Source organism: Lysobacter sp. Soil_N_51 (assembly GCF_057655755.1).
In genome coordinates this window covers 226,275-242,555 of sequence record NZ_JBDGLR010000008.1, presented here as the reverse complement: position 1 = coordinate 242,555, position 16,281 = coordinate 226,275, and the positions used below count along the sequence as shown (strand labels likewise).

Below are 16,281 nucleotides of genomic sequence, written 5' to 3'. Positions count from 1 at the left end.
CGCCGCGAGCCATCCCGATGAGCGAACACGCCAGCGTTCCGAGCGAAATCCTCGCCAGACTCAACGCCATCTGCCTCGGCCTGCCCGAGGTGCACGAAGAATCCGCATGGACCGGCGTGCGCTGGATGATCGGCAAGAAAAATTTCGCCCACGCAGTGATGATCGACCGCGGCTGGCCACCGGCGTACGCGCACGCGGCCGGCAGCGACGGGCCGCTGCCGGTGCTTACGTTTCGTTTGCCGCTCGCGCGGCTGACGGCGCCGAAATTCGCCCGGGCGCCGTTCTTCAAGCCGCCGTGGTTCGCCGACATCGTCGGCGTCGCGATCGACGCGCACACCGATTGGGACGAGGTCGCCGACTTGATCGTCGAAAGTTATTGCGTGCTGGCGCCGAAGAAATTCGTCGCCTTGCTCGACCGCCCGCGCGGCTGAGCGGACTCAGTCCGAACTGCGCGCCTGGATCGCCCGCACCACCGCGGCCATGTCGGCGGCGCCGTGGCCCTGCGCGAGGGTTTCGCCGAACAAGGCGTGACACACGTCGAGCAAGGGCGAGGCGATGCCCGCATCGCGCGCGGCCTGTGCGATCAGGCGATTGTTCTTCAACACGTCGGCGATCGACGCCTGCACCGAGTAATCGCCGTCGACCAGCTTGGCCAGCTTGATCTTCGACACCGCGCTGGCCATCGGTCCGGCATCCAGGATCGCCTGCAGCTGATGCAGATCCAGGCCCTGGCGCCGGGCGAAATGCACCGACTCGGCCAGTCCGGTGACCATCGTGATCAGGAACAGATTCACCGACAACTTCATCAGCAACGCATTGGGCACCGCGCCGCAGACGAAACTCTGGCTGCACATCGGCGCGAGCAACGGCCGCACCCGTTGCACCGTGGCTTCCTCGCCGGCGAGCATCGCCACCAGTTGACCGGCCTCGGCCGGCAGCCGCGACCCCGACACCGGCGCTTCGACATAGCCACCGCCGGCCGCGCGAATATCGGCTTGCAGCGCCCGCGAATACTCGGCCGAGGTGGTGCCCATGTGGACGAGGATGCGATCGCGCAGATGGGTCGCGAACCGCGGCGTTCCGCGGCCGAGCACCGCATCGATCGCGGCCTCGTCGGCGAGCATCACGATCACCACCCGCGCTTGTTCGAACACCTGCGTCGGACTGTCCGCCACGCGCGCGCCGGCCTCGGCCAACACCGCCAACGCGGCGGCGGACCGGTTCCACACCACCGGCGCCATGCCGGCGCGGGCAAGATTGAGCGCCATGGGCTGGCCCATTACGCCCAGGCCGATGAAACCGATCGTCGTCATGCCGGGTCTCCGCGGGTGGGGCGCCGCCGCTCGAACGCACGCAGCGCGCCGCTTGCCACCAGTGTGACCGATGCCCGCGGCCGCCTCCATGGCGGCCGCGGGCGGATTACTCGATCGCTCAATGCCACGACGCCGGCGCGGTGAAGCCCGTGCCGTTGGAGTAAGCAACGAACCAGCGTCCATGACCGATCGGCGATCTCTCCGACCACGCACCCGATGGCGCGACCGCCCGTCGATGTGCGTCGTCTGGCGTTTGCCGTCGCGCGGTCTTCAGAGCCGGTCTTTATAGTGATCGCCGACGCGACGACCGGACGATGCCATGTGGGACCCCAAGAAATACCTCGACTTCGCCGACCTCCGCAGCCGGCCGTTCTTCGATCTGGTCGGACGCATCGGCGCCGAACATCCGCGCCGGGTGGTCGATCTGGGCTGCGGGCCCGGCAACCTCACTCGCGCGCTCGCGCAGCGCTGGCCGCAGGCGACGCTGGAAGCCAGCGACAACTCGCCGGAGATGGTCGCGGCGGCGCGCGCGGCGGGCATCGACGCGCGGTTGCTCGACGTGCGCGAATGGACGCCGCAACCCGATACCGACGTGTTGATTTCCAACGCCGTGCTGCAATGGGTGCCGGAGCATCGGCAGCTGCTGCGGCGCTGGGCGCGCGAGCTGCCTCCGGGCGCCTGGATCGCGATTCAAGTGCCGGGCAATTTCGACGCGCCGTCGCATGCGCTCACCCGCGAACTCGCGGCGAGCGCGGCCTGGGCGCCGCAGCTGGCCGATGTCGGTTTGCGCGATGACGATACCGTCGACATGCCGCGGCAGTACGCCGAATTGCTGGCCAGCGAGGACTGCCTGGTCGATGCGTGGGAGACCACGTACGTGCAGCGCCTGTCGGGGCCGAACGCAGTGCTGGAGTGGATCACCGGCACCGCGCTGCGGCCGGTGCGGTCGGCGTTGAACGACGCCGATTGGCAGCGGTTTCGCGACGAACTGGCGCCGATGCTCGATCGCGCGTATCCGCCGCGTGCCGACGGCACGACCTGGTTCGAGTTCCGGCGGATCTTCGTGGTCGCGCGCACGGCGGGATGAGTCGGAAGTCGGAAGTCGGGAATCGGGAATCGGGAATCGGCAAGAGCATTCACGCGTAGCGGATCGGCCGTCGCTATTCCGATGCGCTCGCTCCAAGGATCAACCGCCCTCTTGCCCACAAGAAAAAGCTTCCCGCCGCCATCCCTGCGGCGGGAAGCGGGTAACTAAAGCGCGCTACCGCCGAATTTGTGGGTGTACTGCAGATACACCTGACGGCCGACCGTATCGAACCAGGACACGTCGTAGTACGGATAGCTGGTGTAGGTCGCGTCTTTCGGTGGCAGCTTGTCGAACAGGTTGGTCACCGCCAGCGACAACTGGGCGTGGTCGGTGAAGCGGTACTGCACCGAGGCGTTGTAGCGGTAGGTCGCGCCGACCCACGGGCTGCCGCCGTCGTCGGGATCGTAGGACTGCTCATAGGAATCGTAGGTCGGCAACTTGCCCAGTCGCTCGCCATGCAAGGTCGCTGTCCAGCGGTCCTTGTCCCAGCTCACGCTGACGCTGGCCTTGCTGCGTGGAATATCGAACCCGCTGTTGACCGCGAACTGGTCCTCGACCGGATCGCCGCTGTACTGCTGGCTTTCGTGTTCGCGCACCCAGCTGTAGTTGCCGTTGAGGCGGAAGCTGCCGAAGCGCGTTTCCAGGCGGTAACGCGCGTTGAAATCGATGCCGTTGGTGCGTTCGCGGGCGATGTTGATCGGGTTGATGTAGATGCTGTACAGCTCGCCGTCGTCGTTGCGGCCGACGCGCGCGAGCGCATCGACGCAGGTCGGTGAGCCCGCGTCGACCGCGCTACCGTCCGGACGCCGGCCCAGCCGGCAGTTGGCCTCGTCCTGCAGGACGCCGTCGATGCGCAGGTCCTGGACCTGCTGGCGCAGTTCGATGTTGAAGTAGTCGATCGAGACATCCAGGTTCGCCATCGGCGACCAGACCAGGCCGGCGGTCCACGCGGTGCTGGTCTCGGGTTCGAGTTCGCGGTTGCCGCGGCGGGTCACCACCAGGTTTTCGTCGGAGTACGAGCAATCGCCCAGATCCGAATCGGGCTCCTCGGTGCGGCAGCGGTAGTAGTCGGCGCCGAACGATTCCAGATTGCCTTCGCCGGAAAACACGTAGTGCAGGTCCGGCGCGCGGAACGCGGTGCCGTAGGAGCCGCGCAGCAGCAGCGATTCGACCGGGCGCCATTCCAGGCCGGCGCTGTAGGTGAACTTGTCGATGTCGTGGCCGCCGTAGCGGTATTGGTCGTAACGGCCGGCGACGCTGAGGTTGATTTTTTCGAACAGCGGCAGGCGCAGCTCGCCGGCCGCGGCCCAGCGGTCGCGGCTGCCCTTGCCGTCGGAGTCGCGCCAGCTGTAGTAGTAGTACTGCGTCGCCAGCGGATCGGGGCGCAGGTTGTAGCTCTGATTGCCGACTTCCAAGGTGCCGGCGAAACCGACCGCGCCGGCCGGCAGGGTGAACAGCTCGGTGTTGGTCAGGGTCAGCGACGCGGTGTCGGTGCGCGACTTGGGCTGATACACGGTGCGTGCGGCGATCGCGTCGTACTCGGCGCGGGTCAGCGGGCGATACAGGCGCGATGGATCGGCGTTGAAGATCGGCAGGCCGTCGTCGTCGGTGCCCAGTTGCGGGCCGAGGAACAGATCGTTGGCCTTGGACGCGACGATCTGCGGCCAGCTGATCGTGGACTGGTACTGCGAATGGCTCAGCGCCGCTTCCCAATCCCAGTGCTCGCCCCAGCGGCCCTTGAAGCCGGTGGTCAGACTCAGTGTCTTCTGCCGATTGCGGATCGTGCCGGCGTCCAGACCGCCCATTTCCTCGGGCGAAAACTGGCGCTGCCAGTACTCGACCTGATCGCTGGCCTGATTGAAGAAATAGCCGTCCTCGTTGCCGTCGGGCGCCTGATAGCTCCAGTTGCCCACGTCGCGGAACATCGATAGCTCGTGGTAACCCATCTGCAGATCGGCGAACCACTCGCTGCCGTTGTCGAAGCGATAGCCCAGCGAGGCGAACGCGTTGACGCCTTTGCGCTCGCTGATCATGGTGCCGTAGCCGATCGATTCGTCGCTGCCGCAGTAATAGCCGTCCTCGCCGTCGGCGCCCCAGCCCGGGCGCGAAGCGCGATAGGTAGTGCCGCCATTGAGTTGCGCCAGGCCGGCGCAGGCCGCGCCAGGATCGAGGTATTCGTCGTCGAAGTTGGTGCGCAGGAACGCGCGCCGCGCCGCGCGCGTGGATTCGGTCCGCGCGTCCTTGGTCGAATCCTGACGCGCGCGCTCGTAGGCCCACAACGGGTTCTGCGCTTGCAGTTCGAAGCCGTAGATCGCGCTGAAACGTTCGTTGCTGTAGCCGCTGGACACGCTGAGGTTGAACGACTCGCCGCCGCCGCGGGTGCTGTCGCCCATGCGGAAATCCACGGTGGTGCCGTCGGCCTGCTTCTTGAGGATGAAGTTGACCACGCCGGAGATCGCGTCCGAGCCGTAGATCGCCGAGGCGCTGCCGGTCAGGATCTCGATCCGTTCGACCATGCCCAGCGGGATGTTGGAGATGTCGGTGAAATTGCTGCGGCCCTTGAACGGCATCGGAAAGTCGGCGATGCGGCGGCCGTTGACCAGCACCAGGGTGTGGTTAGGACCGAGCCCGCGCAGGTCGACCTGCTGCGCGCCGGGCGAGAAGTCCGCGCCGCTGGCCGATTGCTGGCTCTGGGTCTCGCCGCCGTTCTGGGTCATCGCGCGCAGCACATCGGGCACGCTGGTGAAACCGTTGGCCTTGATCTCCTGCGCGGTCATCACCGTGATCGGCGCCGGGCCTTCGATCTGCGCGCGCGGAATGCGCGAACCGGTGACCTGGATGCTTTCCAGTTCAGTCACCGAAGTCGGTTCGACCGAGGCGCCGCCGCTCGCCGGCGGCGTGCGTGGCGCGGGCTTCGGCGGCGGCGCCTGCACGATCACCATCGCCCCCGACACATCGCGGCGCGCGACGTAACCGCTGCCGCGCAGCAACCGGTCGAGCGCATCGGGGGCCGGCATCGCGCCGCGCACGCCCGCGGTGCGCAAACCCTTGAGCTGATCGGCTCGGTAGACGAATTGCACGCCCGATTGCCGCGCCAGCGCATCCAGCGCCGCGACCAGATCGCCGGCCGGAATGTCGACCGCCCCCGCGGCGACTTGCGCCTGCGCCGACAGCGCGGCGGTACAGGCCAGACTCAACAGCAACACGCGCAGACGACGCACCATCGGGTTCCCCTCCCCATCGGCGCGCATGCGGCGCCGTTGTGTTATCAGACGAACGAGTTGGAAAAATCCCGCATGCCGCGAATACACGCGCCCTGGCGCGGTGCATGCGAAGTCGGACGACCTCAGCGGCTGTGCAGCACGATCCGGTCCGGCAGGCGCTCGGCGCGCACCGGCATGGCCTGTTCGAGCAGGCCGACGAACACCTCGGCATTGGACCAGCGGAAGTTGCCGCCGACCCGCAGCTCGCCCACCGCGGCATCGCCGATCACCAGGCGACGGGTGTTGTAGCGGTTGAACTCAGCCACCGCCGCGCTCAACGCGGTGTCGCGGAACACCAGATAGCCGTTGCGCCAGTCGACGTAACGCTCGGCGTCTTCGATCGACCCGCTGCGCACCAGCACCCCGTTGGCGCCGGCCAGGGCGATGCTGCCGGCCGGCAACAACGTGGTCGGCTGCGCGCGGCCGTCGACCGGTTCGGATTCGAGCCGCACCGTGCCTTCGGTCACCACCACGCGCAGGTCGGGGCCGTCGCGACGCACCGAGAAGCGCGTGCCGACCGCGATCACCCGGCGCGCGCCGGCGTCGACCGCGAACGGCCGGCCCGGGTCCTTGGCGACGTCGAAGAAGGCTTCGCCGTGTTCCAGCGCCACATGCCGCTGCGCGCGCGACAGCGCCACCTCGATGCGGCTGTCGCTGCTGAGGGTGGCGCGCGAACCGTCGGCGAGGCCGATCGTATCGAGCGCACCCATCGCAGTGCGGTAGGAGCGATGTTCGACCACGCCGTAGCGCTGCCAGCCCCACAGCAACGACACCGCTATCACCGCGATCGCGGCCACCGCCGCGTAACGCGCGGTGCGCGCACGGCGCGGTGCAGCGCGCGGTGTGAACTTCAGCCCGATTGGCGACGCGGGCCCGATCGCCGTCATATGCGCCGCGGTAGATTTCTGTGTGGCGACAGCGCTCGCGTCCTCATCGTGATCGAGCTGCTCCGCCATGGCTTGACCAAGCTGACGACTTGCCTGCGCCTCACCGCGCGGCGCGTACGGCGAAGCCGACCAGGCGCCGCGCGCCGGTATCTCGCCCGCCGGCACGCCCGCGGCCAAGGCCTTCAGCCGGTCGCTCTGATTCCACGCCGCCTGCAAGCGCAGCCACGCGACCCGGTGCGCGGTCGACTGCGCGATCCAGGCATCGAATTCCATCTGATCGCCGGGCGACCAGTCGCCGCCGTCGCGCCTGGCAAGCCAGGCGGCGGCGTCGCGTTCAATCTGTCTGCTTCCTGCCATGTTCGCGATTCCTGTCGGCGTCCTGCGCAGCGTCGGCGGACGCCTGCGTTGCGCCGTAGTAGTGCTCCGCCAGCAGACGCATCCCCTTGGCGACCTGTTTTTCCACGGTCTTCTCGGTGATGCCCATGCGCGCGGCGACCTCCTTCTGCGGCAGCTCCTCGACCCGGCGCAGCCACACCACTTCCCGGCAACGGTCGGGCAGCAGGTCGAAGGCGTCGGCCAGGCGTCTGAGGTTCTGCCGCGCGCCGAGCCGGCGTTCGGGCGTCACCTCATCTACCAAGACGTTCAAGGACTCGAAATCACCCACCGGCTCGATCGACACCACCCGGCCGCGGCGCAGCCGGTCGGTCATCAGGTGACGCGCGGTCGCGAACAGGAACGACTTGGGCTGGTGCGGCCGCGCCCGTGCGGCGGCCTCGTAGACACGCACGTAGATCTCCTGGCGCACGTCGTGGACATCGTCGATATGCGCCCAGACCCGGCGCAGGTAATGCACCAGCGCAGCTTCATGCACCAGGATTTCGTCGGCGAACCAGGCGTCGAGAGCGGTGTCCATTGCGCCGACATTAGCCGACCGCCGGCCGCGTGACCACGCCGGGCGCGATCGCGACGACGCCGAGCCAAGCGATGGGGGATGCTGCGGCCTGGTTCGTCATCAACATCGATCCCTGCCGAGGCCGAGCGATGCACAGTTCGTCGAAAGGACCCAAGACCTCGCCGACGATACCGACGGCGATCGTGCGATCGGCGCGACTGCACTTGCGGCATGCCGTGTTGAAACATGTGATGGCGAAGGCGCTGTTGTTCGCATTGCTCGCCGGCACCGGCTCGACCGTATGTGCGCAGGACACAACACCCGCGCCAACCACTGAAACCACGCAGCGCGAAGGCTACCGCTACTACCAGATCGGCGACTTGTCCGCGCCGCGACCGACCCCGACCCAAGCCGGGATGATGCTGGTCGGCGGCGGCGACTGGCCGCGCGGAGCGTTCGAATGGATGATCCAGCGCGCCGGCCACGGCCGCATCGTGATCCTGCGCGCCTCCGGCTCGGTCGAGGCGCAGAACGAATTCTTCCACGACATCGGCGGCATCACCGCCGCGCAGACCGTGGTGTTCGACGACCGCCGCGCCGCCAGCGATCCGCAAGTGCTGGCGATCGTGCGCGAGGCCGACGGCATCTTCCTCGCCGGCGGCGATCAGTCCAAGTACGTGCGCTTCTGGAAAGGCACGCCGCTCGCGCGCGCGCTCGATGCGCACGTGCGCGCCGGCAAGCCGATCGGCGGCACCAGCGCCGGCCTGGCGATCCTCGGCGGCTATTCCTACGGCGCGATGGACGGCGGCAGTCTGGTCTCACAAGAAGCCTTGCACGATCCCACCGGACCGCAACTGACCTTGGTCGACGATTTCCTGCACATGCCGTACCTGCAGCGCGTCATCACCGACAGCCACTTCGGCAAGCGCGAACGGCTCGGGCGATTGATCGCATTCGTCGCGCGCCTGTCGAACGAACACGCGCGCGACGATCTGGTCGGCCTGGGCGTGGACGAGTACACCGCGCTGTGCATCGATGCGCGCGGCCACGGCACGGTGTTCAGCGGTAACGGCGGGCATGTATGGCTGGTGCGGCCGCGCCAGTCGGCGCAGGTGTATGCGCCGGGCCAGCCGCTGAGCATCCGTGAGGTGCCGGTGATCGGCCTGGGCACCGGCAGCCGCCTGCGCCTGCGCGATTTCAAGGTCGAGCAGCCTGCGTTCCGCGAGCTTTATGATGTCGAATCCGGGCAGCTGATCCGCCGCGAACCCGCGGCCTGATGCCGACCCACCGCACGCCACCGATCTGGAGCCGAGAATGAACTACGCCTTGCGTCATGCCTGTCTGGTCGCATTGATGGCCTCGGCCGCCGTCGTCCAGGCCGCGGAACCTGCAGCCGCCGCCACCGCGTCGAAAACGCAACCGGTGCTGGTGATCCACGGCGGCGCCGGCGTGGTCCGAGCTGGCATGAGCGCGCAGGACGAAAAAGACGCGCGCGCCGCGCTCGAACAGGCGCTACGCGCCGGGCACAAGCAACTGGCCGCGGGCAAGCCGGCGATCGACGCCGTCACCGCCGCGATCACCGTGCTCGAGGACGCACCGATGTTCAACGCCGGCCGCGGCGCGGTGTTCACCCACGACGGCAAGAACGAACTTGATGCGGCGGTGATGGACGGCGCCGGCCTGCGCGCCGGTTCGGTCGCGGGCGTGCATCGGGTCAAGAACCCGATCCTGCTCGCGCGCGCGGTGATGGAAAAATCCAAGCACGTGATGATGGTCGGCGACGGCGCGGAAGCCTTCGCCAAGGACAACGACATCACCCTGGTCGACCCATCGTATTTCCGCACCGAAAAACGCTGGCAGCAATTGCAGCAGGCGCTCAAGGAAGACGCCGCCGGCCAGGCCCACGCCAACTTGGAAACCGCAAAGCACTTCGGCACCGTCGGCGCGGTCGCGCTCGACGCGCAAGGCCATCTCGCCGCCGGCACCTCGACCGGCGGCATGACCAACAAGCGTTACGGCCGCGTCGGCGACGCGCCGATCATCGGCGCCGGCACTTACGCCAGCACCCATTGCGCGGTGTCCGGCACCGGCTGGGGCGAGTTCTACATCCGCGCGGTCGCCGCGCACGAGATCTGCGCGCGCATGCAATACGCCGGCCAGAGCCCGCGCGAAGCCGGCGAAGGCGTGATCAACCGCGACATCCCGAAAGCCGGCGGCGACGGCGGCGCGATCGTGCTCGGCGCCGACGGCCGTTTCGCCCTGCCGTTCAACACCGAGGGCATGTACCGCGGCTGGATCGGCGTGGACGGCAAACCGCATGTGGCCTTGTTCAAGGACGACGTGCTGGCGGAGCCGGGCGAGCCGAAAGCCGGCGGCTGAGCAGGCGCGGCAATCCTGATACGGGTGCGGCGCGCGGCGCCGCATCGATGCAAAGGCGCACCCGATACACCGGATAGAAACTGCACCGCGTCGGCGATCAAAGCGGCTTGCCGTTACGTCACCTCACGCCGGGCCGCCGCGGCCACGATCGCCCCGACCTCGTCCAGCCACCGCGCGCGCTGTGCCGCGTCGCTGCCCGACACTGGGCCGTAAATACGCCGGATCACGCTGTCCACGCCGCACAGCCCGGATACGCAGCGCGCCCAGATCGCCTCGAGCGGATCGCCGAACGCCGCCATTTCGCGGTCGATCGGCGTGTTTGACGTATTGAACACCAGCGCATGTCGCGCCTTCAGCAGCCCCACCGGCACGCCCTCGTAAGACACGCCGGGCGGATACGCATAAGCCGTATCCAGCCGGAACACCCGATCGATCCAGCCCTTAAGAATCGCCGGCGGCTGGCCCCACCAGTTCGGATGAAAGATCGCGATCAGATCGGCGCGCGCAAGCTCCCCGCAATGCCGTTCGACCAGCGGATCGCTCGAACCGACATTGCCGCTTTCGCCGGTGGGTTGCACCGGGTTGAATTGCTCGGCGTATAGGTCTTGGAAGGCGATTCGATAGCCGTGTTCGGCCAATACATCGCGCGCCGTCTACGCCATCGCATGGTTCAGGCTGGTGGGACTCGGGTTGGCGACGACGAGGGATGCGAGTATGCGGGTACGATTCCGAGACAAGGCCTGTGAACGCAACGGCGGCGATAACGGGTTGCCGAGCCTCGCCGCTCCGCCGCGATATGCGGACAGTCCAGCAGCATCCTGGCCGACCCGCGGAACGTCTCCTCATGACTATCGCCATCAACTGCTCGCGATACGCCTGCATGGCGAGAATCGATTGGCACGACCGCAGGCTCATGGCGAAAGGCCGCATATCCTCGAACGAGGATCGCGAGCGATTTGCCTTCCACCTGATTTCAGCCGTTGTAGTTGGCACTCTTTCCCCACCAAAGCTGTCGCGACTGGACCCGCATGCCCGTTGAGTGCGTCGCAGCGACGCGGACGGCATGGCGGCAGCATGGGACAATACGGCCCTCGCCGTCGTCGATCTCAATGCGATAAGGAAGTCCCATGATCCGCACGAATCACTACGCCGTTCTCGCGCTCACCGGCTGCGCTGCCCTGAGCTACGGTTCCAGCGCCCATTGCGATGGCTTGGTCGGCGGCAGCCTGTCCTATCGAGAGACCACGCTGATCGAGCAACCGATCCTGAGTTCGGTCAATTCGAACCTGTACATCGGCACGCACGACAAGACCGGTCCCTGCAACGGCCCTTCGGTGACCGGGCAGTTGTCGTATTACGAAATGGCCGGCGGCCGAAAAGTGGCTTCGATCCCGCAGGATCAGATGAACATGGTGCTGTGGGCCGACGACGAAGCTGCGCGTCTGCATGCCGCATCGTCTCCGACTCACTTCGCGCCATGGACCGGTCTGCAAGTCGATGCGCCTTACGCGTCGCACCAGACCGCCACCGACGCGTCCTGGCCGGGCTCCAGCGGCTTTCAGGTCAAGGGCGGCGAAATCGGCATGAACATCCATTCGCCGGATTTCCCGATCCACAACGAATTCTGCAAGGCCACCTCGGTCCTGCAGTACGACTTCAGCCAATGGCACTACCCGTTTCGTCATTCCTACCAGGACGAAATCGAGCTGTCGTTCGATCTCAAGGTGAAGACCGCCGACCGCGACACGGTGAACAAGGGACAGCTCAACGTCCTGGGCTACCTGCTTATCAACGAGGCCACCAGCGGTCACCAGCGCACCATCTGCCTCGGCGCCGCCGCGTTCGATCCGCGGATCGACCAGGCCGAGTTCAAGGTCATGAACGATCCCGATTCGGGCTGCCTCATCGTCAATCTGCCGCTGGGTCACGTCCCCACGTTGAACCTGTCGGATCAGACCACGACGTCGATGCGACAGAGCGTTTCGCCGGACTACTACCCGTACAAGCTGACCATGAACGCCGCGGGCTTTCGCGAAGTGCTCAAGAAGTCCAACGAATTCCTCAACGCCAACAACAAACCGCTGCTGTCGTATCGCCCCGAGGACTATTACGTCTCGACCCTGGTGTTCAATCCGGAGGCTTATGTACCCACGGGTTCGGACACTTACGCGCATCTGGGTTTGAGCGTCAGGAATCTCAAGCTGGTCGCGCGTCAGACCTATCCGCTGATGGGTTATGTCGACGACATCCGCCAGCAGGGGACCGATTGGATCGTCGATGGCTGGGCCTGCGCGCGCGCCTGGAACACGCCGGTCACCGTCGCACTGTTCGGCGGACAGTCCTACGAGCGTGGCGGAACCCTGCTGACGACGGTGACGGCGAATCTGCCGAACCTGTCCAGCGAAAATCAGGTGTGCGCGACGACCGCGGGCACGGCGCACCGCTTCCAGGCGACCTTGCCGGCGTCGGCGGTTGCGGCGGCGAGCGCGATACCGCTTTACGTCCATGCGGTCCGCGGAGGTAGTGTCGATCCATCGGCGTTGCTGGCGAAATCCGGTCAGTATCAAGTCGGCAACGGCACCGTTTCGGCCCTGGCGACCAAGCAGGTGTATCGCTGGGCCCTGGGCAACGACCGCGCCTACAGCACCGATCCGCATGAGTACGACGGCACTGGTTATGTATTGGAAGGCGAGACCACCCGCTTCCGGATCAAAAGCGCTGCATCGGCGGGCGCCGTGCCGCTGTACCGCTGCGTGGCGATCGGACGGGCTGATCACTTCCTGTGGACGGCTGCCGACTGCAACGGTCAGAACCAGGAGGGCTTACTCGGCTACATCGAGGCCAACGCCGTTCAAGGCATGCGCCCGCTGTATCTGTTCTATCACCCGACCCGTCAGGTCCACCTGTCGACGACGCAACTCGGGGAAGGCTGGGCGGCGCAGTATGAGCTGCAATACACGCCGCAGGCCCAGTTCGGCTACGTCTGGTAAACCGACGCTCTGTCTCCAGCGGGGTCGTACGACGCGGCGATGTCGATCTCAGCACGCAAAGCCGCACGCTTGGACGTGCGGCTTTTTTCTTAGCGTTTTTCGCATCGCTTGCGCATCGATCAACGCGCCCGCTTCGCCAACCGCCCCATCACCGAAGCACTGTTGAGCTCGCGCAGCGCATCCTTGCCGATCCAGCGCGGCGCGGATTCCTTGCGCGCGGCCAGCCTGGTCGCGGTTTCGTGCGCGGCGGCATGCAGGACGGCGTTGCGCTTGCCGATCGAACGCAGTGCCCAGTTGACGGCTTTCTTGACGAAGTTGCGTTCGTCGTCGGCATGGGTCTCGATCAGCTCCAGGCCGTGCAGGAACAAAGCGTCCTCGGCTTGCTTGTCGTGCACGGTCTTACTGGCGAGCAGCGCGAACGCGGCGCGCCTGACGTATTCGTCGCGGCGCGGCGCCCATTGCTCGATCTTGCGCCAGGCGTGCGGGCTGCGGTCGAACAGGGCGAAGCAGATGGTGTCGCAGACCGCCCAGTTGTCGAAATCGCGCGACCAGCGATCCATCTGCGCGGGCGTGACCCAGGCCGGGTCGTCGAGGTAGGACGCCAGCAGGCGCGCTTCGTACCAGGCGCTGTCCCACAACGCGGCCGCGAGTTCGTGATCGCGGCCCAGGCGCTTGGCCAGCGCCTGGATCGAACCCATCGGTACGCCGAAGGCGCGCTCACTGGGAATCGCGTAACGCGCCAGGCCGTCGCGATAGGCCTGGCTGGACGACATTCTGAGTTGATGCAGGGCGTCGTCGAGACGGGTCGCCAGGGCGGGCGCGGGCGTGGCCGTCTGGGTCTTGCCTCGGGGTGCCGAAGCATTGGATTTTGCTTTGACTGTGGCCGATTTCTTCGCGGCAGCGGGCGCACTTGCCGCTGACTTCGCCGCGATGGCTTGCTTCGGTGCGTTCTTGATCGGCGCCGTCTTGGCAGGCCCGGCTTTCTTCACCGCGACTTTCTTCGCGGCCGCTTTCTTCGCCGGAACCTTCACGACCGCCGCTTTCTTCACGGTCGCTCGCTCGAGCGTGGATGGCTTCTTAGCCACCGGATTGGTCGCTTTCGAACTAGCGGTTCTGGCCATGTCCTGACACCGGCGAAAGGGGCGCAAAGCGACAGCGCGGCATCAATGTAACCATCGATGCCGCGCCGCGCCATGTGCCTCGATCGCGATTGGGCGCAATCGCATTACCGCCGCGCGGTCAGACCGCGCTGGAGCCCTGACCGTCGCCGGGCTTGGCCGCGGCCGGACGCATCAGGCTCAACACCACCGAGCCGCCGATGATCGCGGCGACGCCGATCAGCGAGATCAGCACCGGGATCTTGTACACATCGATCAACAGCATCTTGCCGCCGATGAACACCAGCACCAGCGCCAGGCCGTACGGCAGCAGGTGGAAGCGGTCGGCCATGCCCTGCAGCAGGAAGAACATCGCGCGCAGGCCGAGCACGGCGAACACGTTCGAGGTCAGCACGATGAAGGGGTCTTCGGTGATGGCGAAGATCGCCGGGATCGAGTCGACCGCGAAGATCACGTCGGTCACGCCGATCAGCACGATCACCGCGAACAGCGGCGTGTACCAGCGCTTGCCGTCGCGCAGGATCGACAGCTTGCTGTCGTGGTAGTCGTCGGTCAGGCGCAGATGCCCACGCATCCACTTGAGCACCGGGTTGTTGTCCAGATCCGGCGATTTGCCCGCGGCCATCAGCATCTTGATGCCGGTGAAGACCAGGAACGCGCCGAACACGTACAAGATCCAGTGGAACTTGGCCAGCAGCAGCGCGCCGGCGAAGATCAGGATCGCGCGCAGCACGATCGCGCCGAGCACGCCGATCACCAGCACGCGCTGGCGCTGTTCCTCGGGCACGGCGAAGTACGAGAACAGCATCAGGAACACGAAGATGTTGTCGACCGCGAGCGATTTCTCGACCAGGTAACCGGTCAGGAATTCCAGGCCGATGCGGTTGCCGATCTCGGCGCCCGATTGCTCGCGCAGCCACCACCACAGGCCGGCGTTGAACAGCAGCGCGAGCGCGATCCAGCCCACGCTCCACCACGCGGCTTCCTTGAAGGTGACTTTGTGCGGCCCGCCGTGGCGCATCAGCACCAGATCGACGAGCAGCGCGACGACGACGAAGGCGGCGAAAGCGCCCCACAGCATCGGACTACCGATGGTTTCCATATGACTCTCCCGGATGATTAAAGGCGCTTCGTAGCCGCAGGGCACGAAGCGTCGTCCGTCGAGATCTGGAAGACGTGCCTTCGCCGCTGTCGGCGAAGGTCTTGCTCGCATCCGGCCGACGATGGTCGGTGATGGATGCCTGCGCACCGGGGCTGTGGGCCCGTAATGACGATGCGGCAGTCGGGAGCTACTCCCCTTCTGCGCGCAAGATAACACGAGGGTACGTGAATTGCGGTTCAGCCAGGCGCTTCACCGGCGCATCGACGCGCGCTCAGGTACGCAGGTCGAGCTCCGGCCGCCGCGAGGCCGTCTGGTTCCATTGCACCTCCAAGCCCGCGTCGCGAAAGGCTTCGACGATGATCCCGCCGACCCGCAGCATGTCGGCGTCGGCGCCTTCCGGCGCGCCCCAGAACGCCAGCGACAAGCGACTGCTGCGCTTGGCGGCGTTCAGATCCTGGCGGGTGTAGAAGCACACGCCGTGCAGGCCGGCGGCCTCGCCGCCGCGGTCGAGAAAGGCTTCGCTGGCGTCGGAAAATCCATCCGACTGGGTGTAGCCGGCGTCGTGCAGCGCGACCACGCCGGCCTGAGCGAGGGTGGCGAACACCGCATCGATCCGCAGTTTCGCCGCGCGCCATTGCGCCGGCGTCATCTTGACCGGTTCGGGTTCCGGCGGCGGCGGCTCGGGAATCGGCTTGCCGGTCACGCGCGACAGCAGTTCGACCACCTCGTCCATCATCGCGTTGACCAGGATGTGGTTGCCGTGGCCGTCGCTGATGTCGGCCTGGGCGCCGGCATCGATCAGCAGTTGCACCGCATCGGTCGTGGGCGCGAATTCGGCGGCGAGGTACAAGGCGGTGCGACCGCTTTTGCCCGCGTATTCCAACGGACTGCCGGCGGCTAGCAACACGCGCAGCACCGCGAGGTTGCGCTCGACCGGCGCGGTGTTCGCGCCCATCGCCGCGGTTTGTAATGCGGTGAAACCGTAGTCGCTGAGCGCGGCCGGATCGGCGCCGGCCTCGAGGCAGGCGCGGACGGTTTCGATGTCGCCCGCGCGCGCGGCGTCGAAGATGTTGTCGGTGCTCATGTCGCGTCCTTGTCGATGCTTGAATGGGTGGCAGGCACGGCTGCGCGCGATGCGTAACGAGCTGAAGCAGCATGCGATCGGCTCAACCAAGAAATTGGCTGCCGCCGGAATCGAGCGATTTAGAGTCACATCCGGCCCACGCGTCGTTCATCTACCTGATCGACGT

14 protein-coding genes are annotated in these 16,281 nt (G+C 66.6%); 6 read left to right on the top strand and 8 right to left on the bottom strand.

Annotated elements, in window-relative coordinates:
• Positions 1-17 precede the first annotated feature (17 nt).
• Positions 18-431: a hypothetical protein gene (locus AC3A4T_RS17075; protein ID WP_487676450.1), complete on the top strand. Its 414-nt coding sequence runs from the start codon at positions 18-20 to the stop codon at positions 429-431.
• Between the two features lie 6 nt (positions 432-437).
• On the opposite strand, the gene AC3A4T_RS17070 is transcribed toward AC3A4T_RS17075, so the two are convergent.
• Positions 438-1,313, bottom strand: a complete 876-nt coding sequence (locus AC3A4T_RS17070) for an NAD(P)-dependent oxidoreductase (protein ID WP_487676449.1) — start codon at positions 1,311-1,313, stop codon at positions 438-440.
• Between the two features lie 319 nt (positions 1,314-1,632).
• Between AC3A4T_RS17070 and AC3A4T_RS17065 the strand changes: the two genes are divergently transcribed.
• Positions 1,633-2,400, top strand: a complete 768-nt coding sequence (locus tag AC3A4T_RS17065; protein WP_487676448.1) for a trans-aconitate 2-methyltransferase — start codon at positions 1,633-1,635, stop codon at positions 2,398-2,400.
• Between the two features lie 164 nt (positions 2,401-2,564).
• Here the strand turns inward: AC3A4T_RS17065 and AC3A4T_RS17060 are convergent, their stop codons facing one another.
• From AC3A4T_RS17060 to AC3A4T_RS17050, 3 genes are all read right to left on the bottom strand, one after another.
• Entirely contained in the window at positions 2,565-5,624 is a 3,060-nt protein-coding gene (locus tag AC3A4T_RS17060) for a TonB-dependent receptor domain-containing protein (RefSeq protein ID WP_487676447.1), read from the bottom strand.
• 122 nt (positions 5,625-5,746) lie between these two features.
• Positions 5,747-6,907, bottom strand: coding sequence for a FecR family protein (locus AC3A4T_RS17055; RefSeq protein WP_487676446.1), 1,161 nt, complete (start codon positions 6,905-6,907; stop codon positions 5,747-5,749).
• A complete protein-coding gene (locus AC3A4T_RS17050; RefSeq protein ID WP_487676445.1) occupies positions 6,885-7,463 on the bottom strand; it encodes an RNA polymerase sigma factor in 579 nt (192 codons plus the stop codon). Before AC3A4T_RS17050 ends, AC3A4T_RS17055 begins: the two co-directional genes overlap by 23 nt.
• 230 nt (positions 7,464-7,693) lie before the next feature.
• Here AC3A4T_RS17050 and AC3A4T_RS17045 point away from each other — a divergent pair, with 230 nt between their 5' ends.
• Positions 7,694-8,719, top strand: a complete 1,026-nt coding sequence (locus AC3A4T_RS17045) for a cyanophycinase (protein ID WP_487676444.1) — start codon at positions 7,694-7,696, stop codon at positions 8,717-8,719.
• A gap of 76 nt (positions 8,720-8,795) precedes the next feature.
• On the top strand, positions 8,796-9,821 hold the full coding sequence (locus AC3A4T_RS17040) for an isoaspartyl peptidase/L-asparaginase family protein (protein ID WP_487676575.1): 1,026 nt from the start codon (positions 8,796-8,798) through the stop codon (positions 9,819-9,821).
• Between the two features lie 113 nt (positions 9,822-9,934).
• Here the strand turns inward: AC3A4T_RS17040 and AC3A4T_RS17035 are convergent, their stop codons facing one another.
• A complete protein-coding gene (locus AC3A4T_RS17035) occupies positions 9,935-10,459 on the bottom strand; it encodes an NAD(P)H-dependent oxidoreductase (RefSeq protein ID WP_487676443.1) in 525 nt (174 codons plus the stop codon).
• A 489-nt stretch (positions 10,460-10,948) separates the two neighbouring features.
• Between AC3A4T_RS17035 and AC3A4T_RS17030 the strand changes: the two genes are divergently transcribed.
• Complete coding sequence (locus AC3A4T_RS17030) at positions 10,949-12,811, top strand: hypothetical protein (protein ID WP_487676442.1); 1,863 nt, start codon at positions 10,949-10,951, stop codon at positions 12,809-12,811.
• Between the two features lie 119 nt (positions 12,812-12,930).
• Here the strand turns inward: AC3A4T_RS17030 and AC3A4T_RS17025 are convergent, their stop codons facing one another.
• Positions 12,931-13,584 carry a DNA alkylation repair protein gene (locus AC3A4T_RS17025; RefSeq protein WP_487676441.1) on the bottom strand — a complete coding sequence of 218 codons (654 nt, stop codon included), beginning with the start codon at positions 13,582-13,584 and terminating at the stop codon, positions 12,931-12,933.
• Positions 13,585-13,636: 52 nt separating this feature from the next.
• Between AC3A4T_RS17025 and AC3A4T_RS17020 the strand changes: the two genes are divergently transcribed.
• The gene (locus tag AC3A4T_RS17020) at positions 13,637-13,939 is read left to right on the top strand and encodes a hypothetical protein (protein WP_487676440.1); all 303 of its coding nucleotides are present in this window, start codon (positions 13,637-13,639) and stop codon (positions 13,937-13,939) included.
• Positions 13,940-14,050: 111 nt separating this feature from the next.
• Here the strand turns inward: AC3A4T_RS17020 and AC3A4T_RS17015 are convergent, their stop codons facing one another.
• Together AC3A4T_RS17015 and AC3A4T_RS17010 are read right to left on the bottom strand one after the other, a co-directional pair.
• Positions 14,051-15,031 (bottom strand): TerC family protein, encoded by a 981-nt coding sequence (locus tag AC3A4T_RS17015; RefSeq protein ID WP_487676439.1) that lies wholly within the window; start codon positions 15,029-15,031, stop codon positions 14,051-14,053.
• 271 nt (positions 15,032-15,302) lie between these two features.
• Positions 15,303-16,115: an ankyrin repeat domain-containing protein gene (locus tag AC3A4T_RS17010; protein WP_487676438.1), complete on the bottom strand. Its 813-nt coding sequence runs from the start codon at positions 16,113-16,115 to the stop codon at positions 15,303-15,305.
• Positions 16,116-16,281 lie beyond the last annotated feature (166 nt).

Coding starts and splice junctions, on each gene's coding strand:
- AC3A4T_RS17075 (WP_487676450.1), top strand. CDS start 18: ATGAGCGAACACGCCAGCGTTCCGAGCGAAATCCTCGCCAGACTCAAC.
- AC3A4T_RS17070 (WP_487676449.1), bottom strand. CDS start 1,313: ATGACGACGATCGGTTTCATCGGCCTGGGCGTAATGGGCCAGCCCATG.
- AC3A4T_RS17065 (WP_487676448.1), top strand. CDS start 1,633: ATGTGGGACCCCAAGAAATACCTCGACTTCGCCGACCTCCGCAGCCGG.
- AC3A4T_RS17060 (WP_487676447.1), bottom strand. CDS start 5,624: ATGGTGCGTCGTCTGCGCGTGTTGCTGTTGAGTCTGGCCTGTACCGCC.
- AC3A4T_RS17055 (WP_487676446.1), bottom strand. CDS start 6,907: ATGGCAGGAAGCAGACAGATTGAACGCGACGCCGCCGCCTGGCTTGCC.
- AC3A4T_RS17050 (WP_487676445.1), bottom strand. CDS start 7,463: ATGGACACCGCTCTCGACGCCTGGTTCGCCGACGAAATCCTGGTGCAT.
- AC3A4T_RS17045 (WP_487676444.1), top strand. CDS start 7,694: ATGGCGAAGGCGCTGTTGTTCGCATTGCTCGCCGGCACCGGCTCGACC.
- AC3A4T_RS17040 (WP_487676575.1), top strand. CDS start 8,796: ATGGCCTCGGCCGCCGTCGTCCAGGCCGCGGAACCTGCAGCCGCCGCC.
- AC3A4T_RS17030 (WP_487676442.1), top strand. CDS start 10,949: ATGATCCGCACGAATCACTACGCCGTTCTCGCGCTCACCGGCTGCGCT.
- AC3A4T_RS17025 (WP_487676441.1), bottom strand. CDS start 13,584: ATGTCGTCCAGCCAGGCCTATCGCGACGGCCTGGCGCGTTACGCGATT.
- AC3A4T_RS17015 (WP_487676439.1), bottom strand. CDS start 15,031: ATGGAAACCATCGGTAGTCCGATGCTGTGGGGCGCTTTCGCCGCCTTC.
- AC3A4T_RS17010 (WP_487676438.1), bottom strand. CDS start 16,115: ATGAGCACCGACAACATCTTCGACGCCGCGCGCGCGGGCGACATCGAA.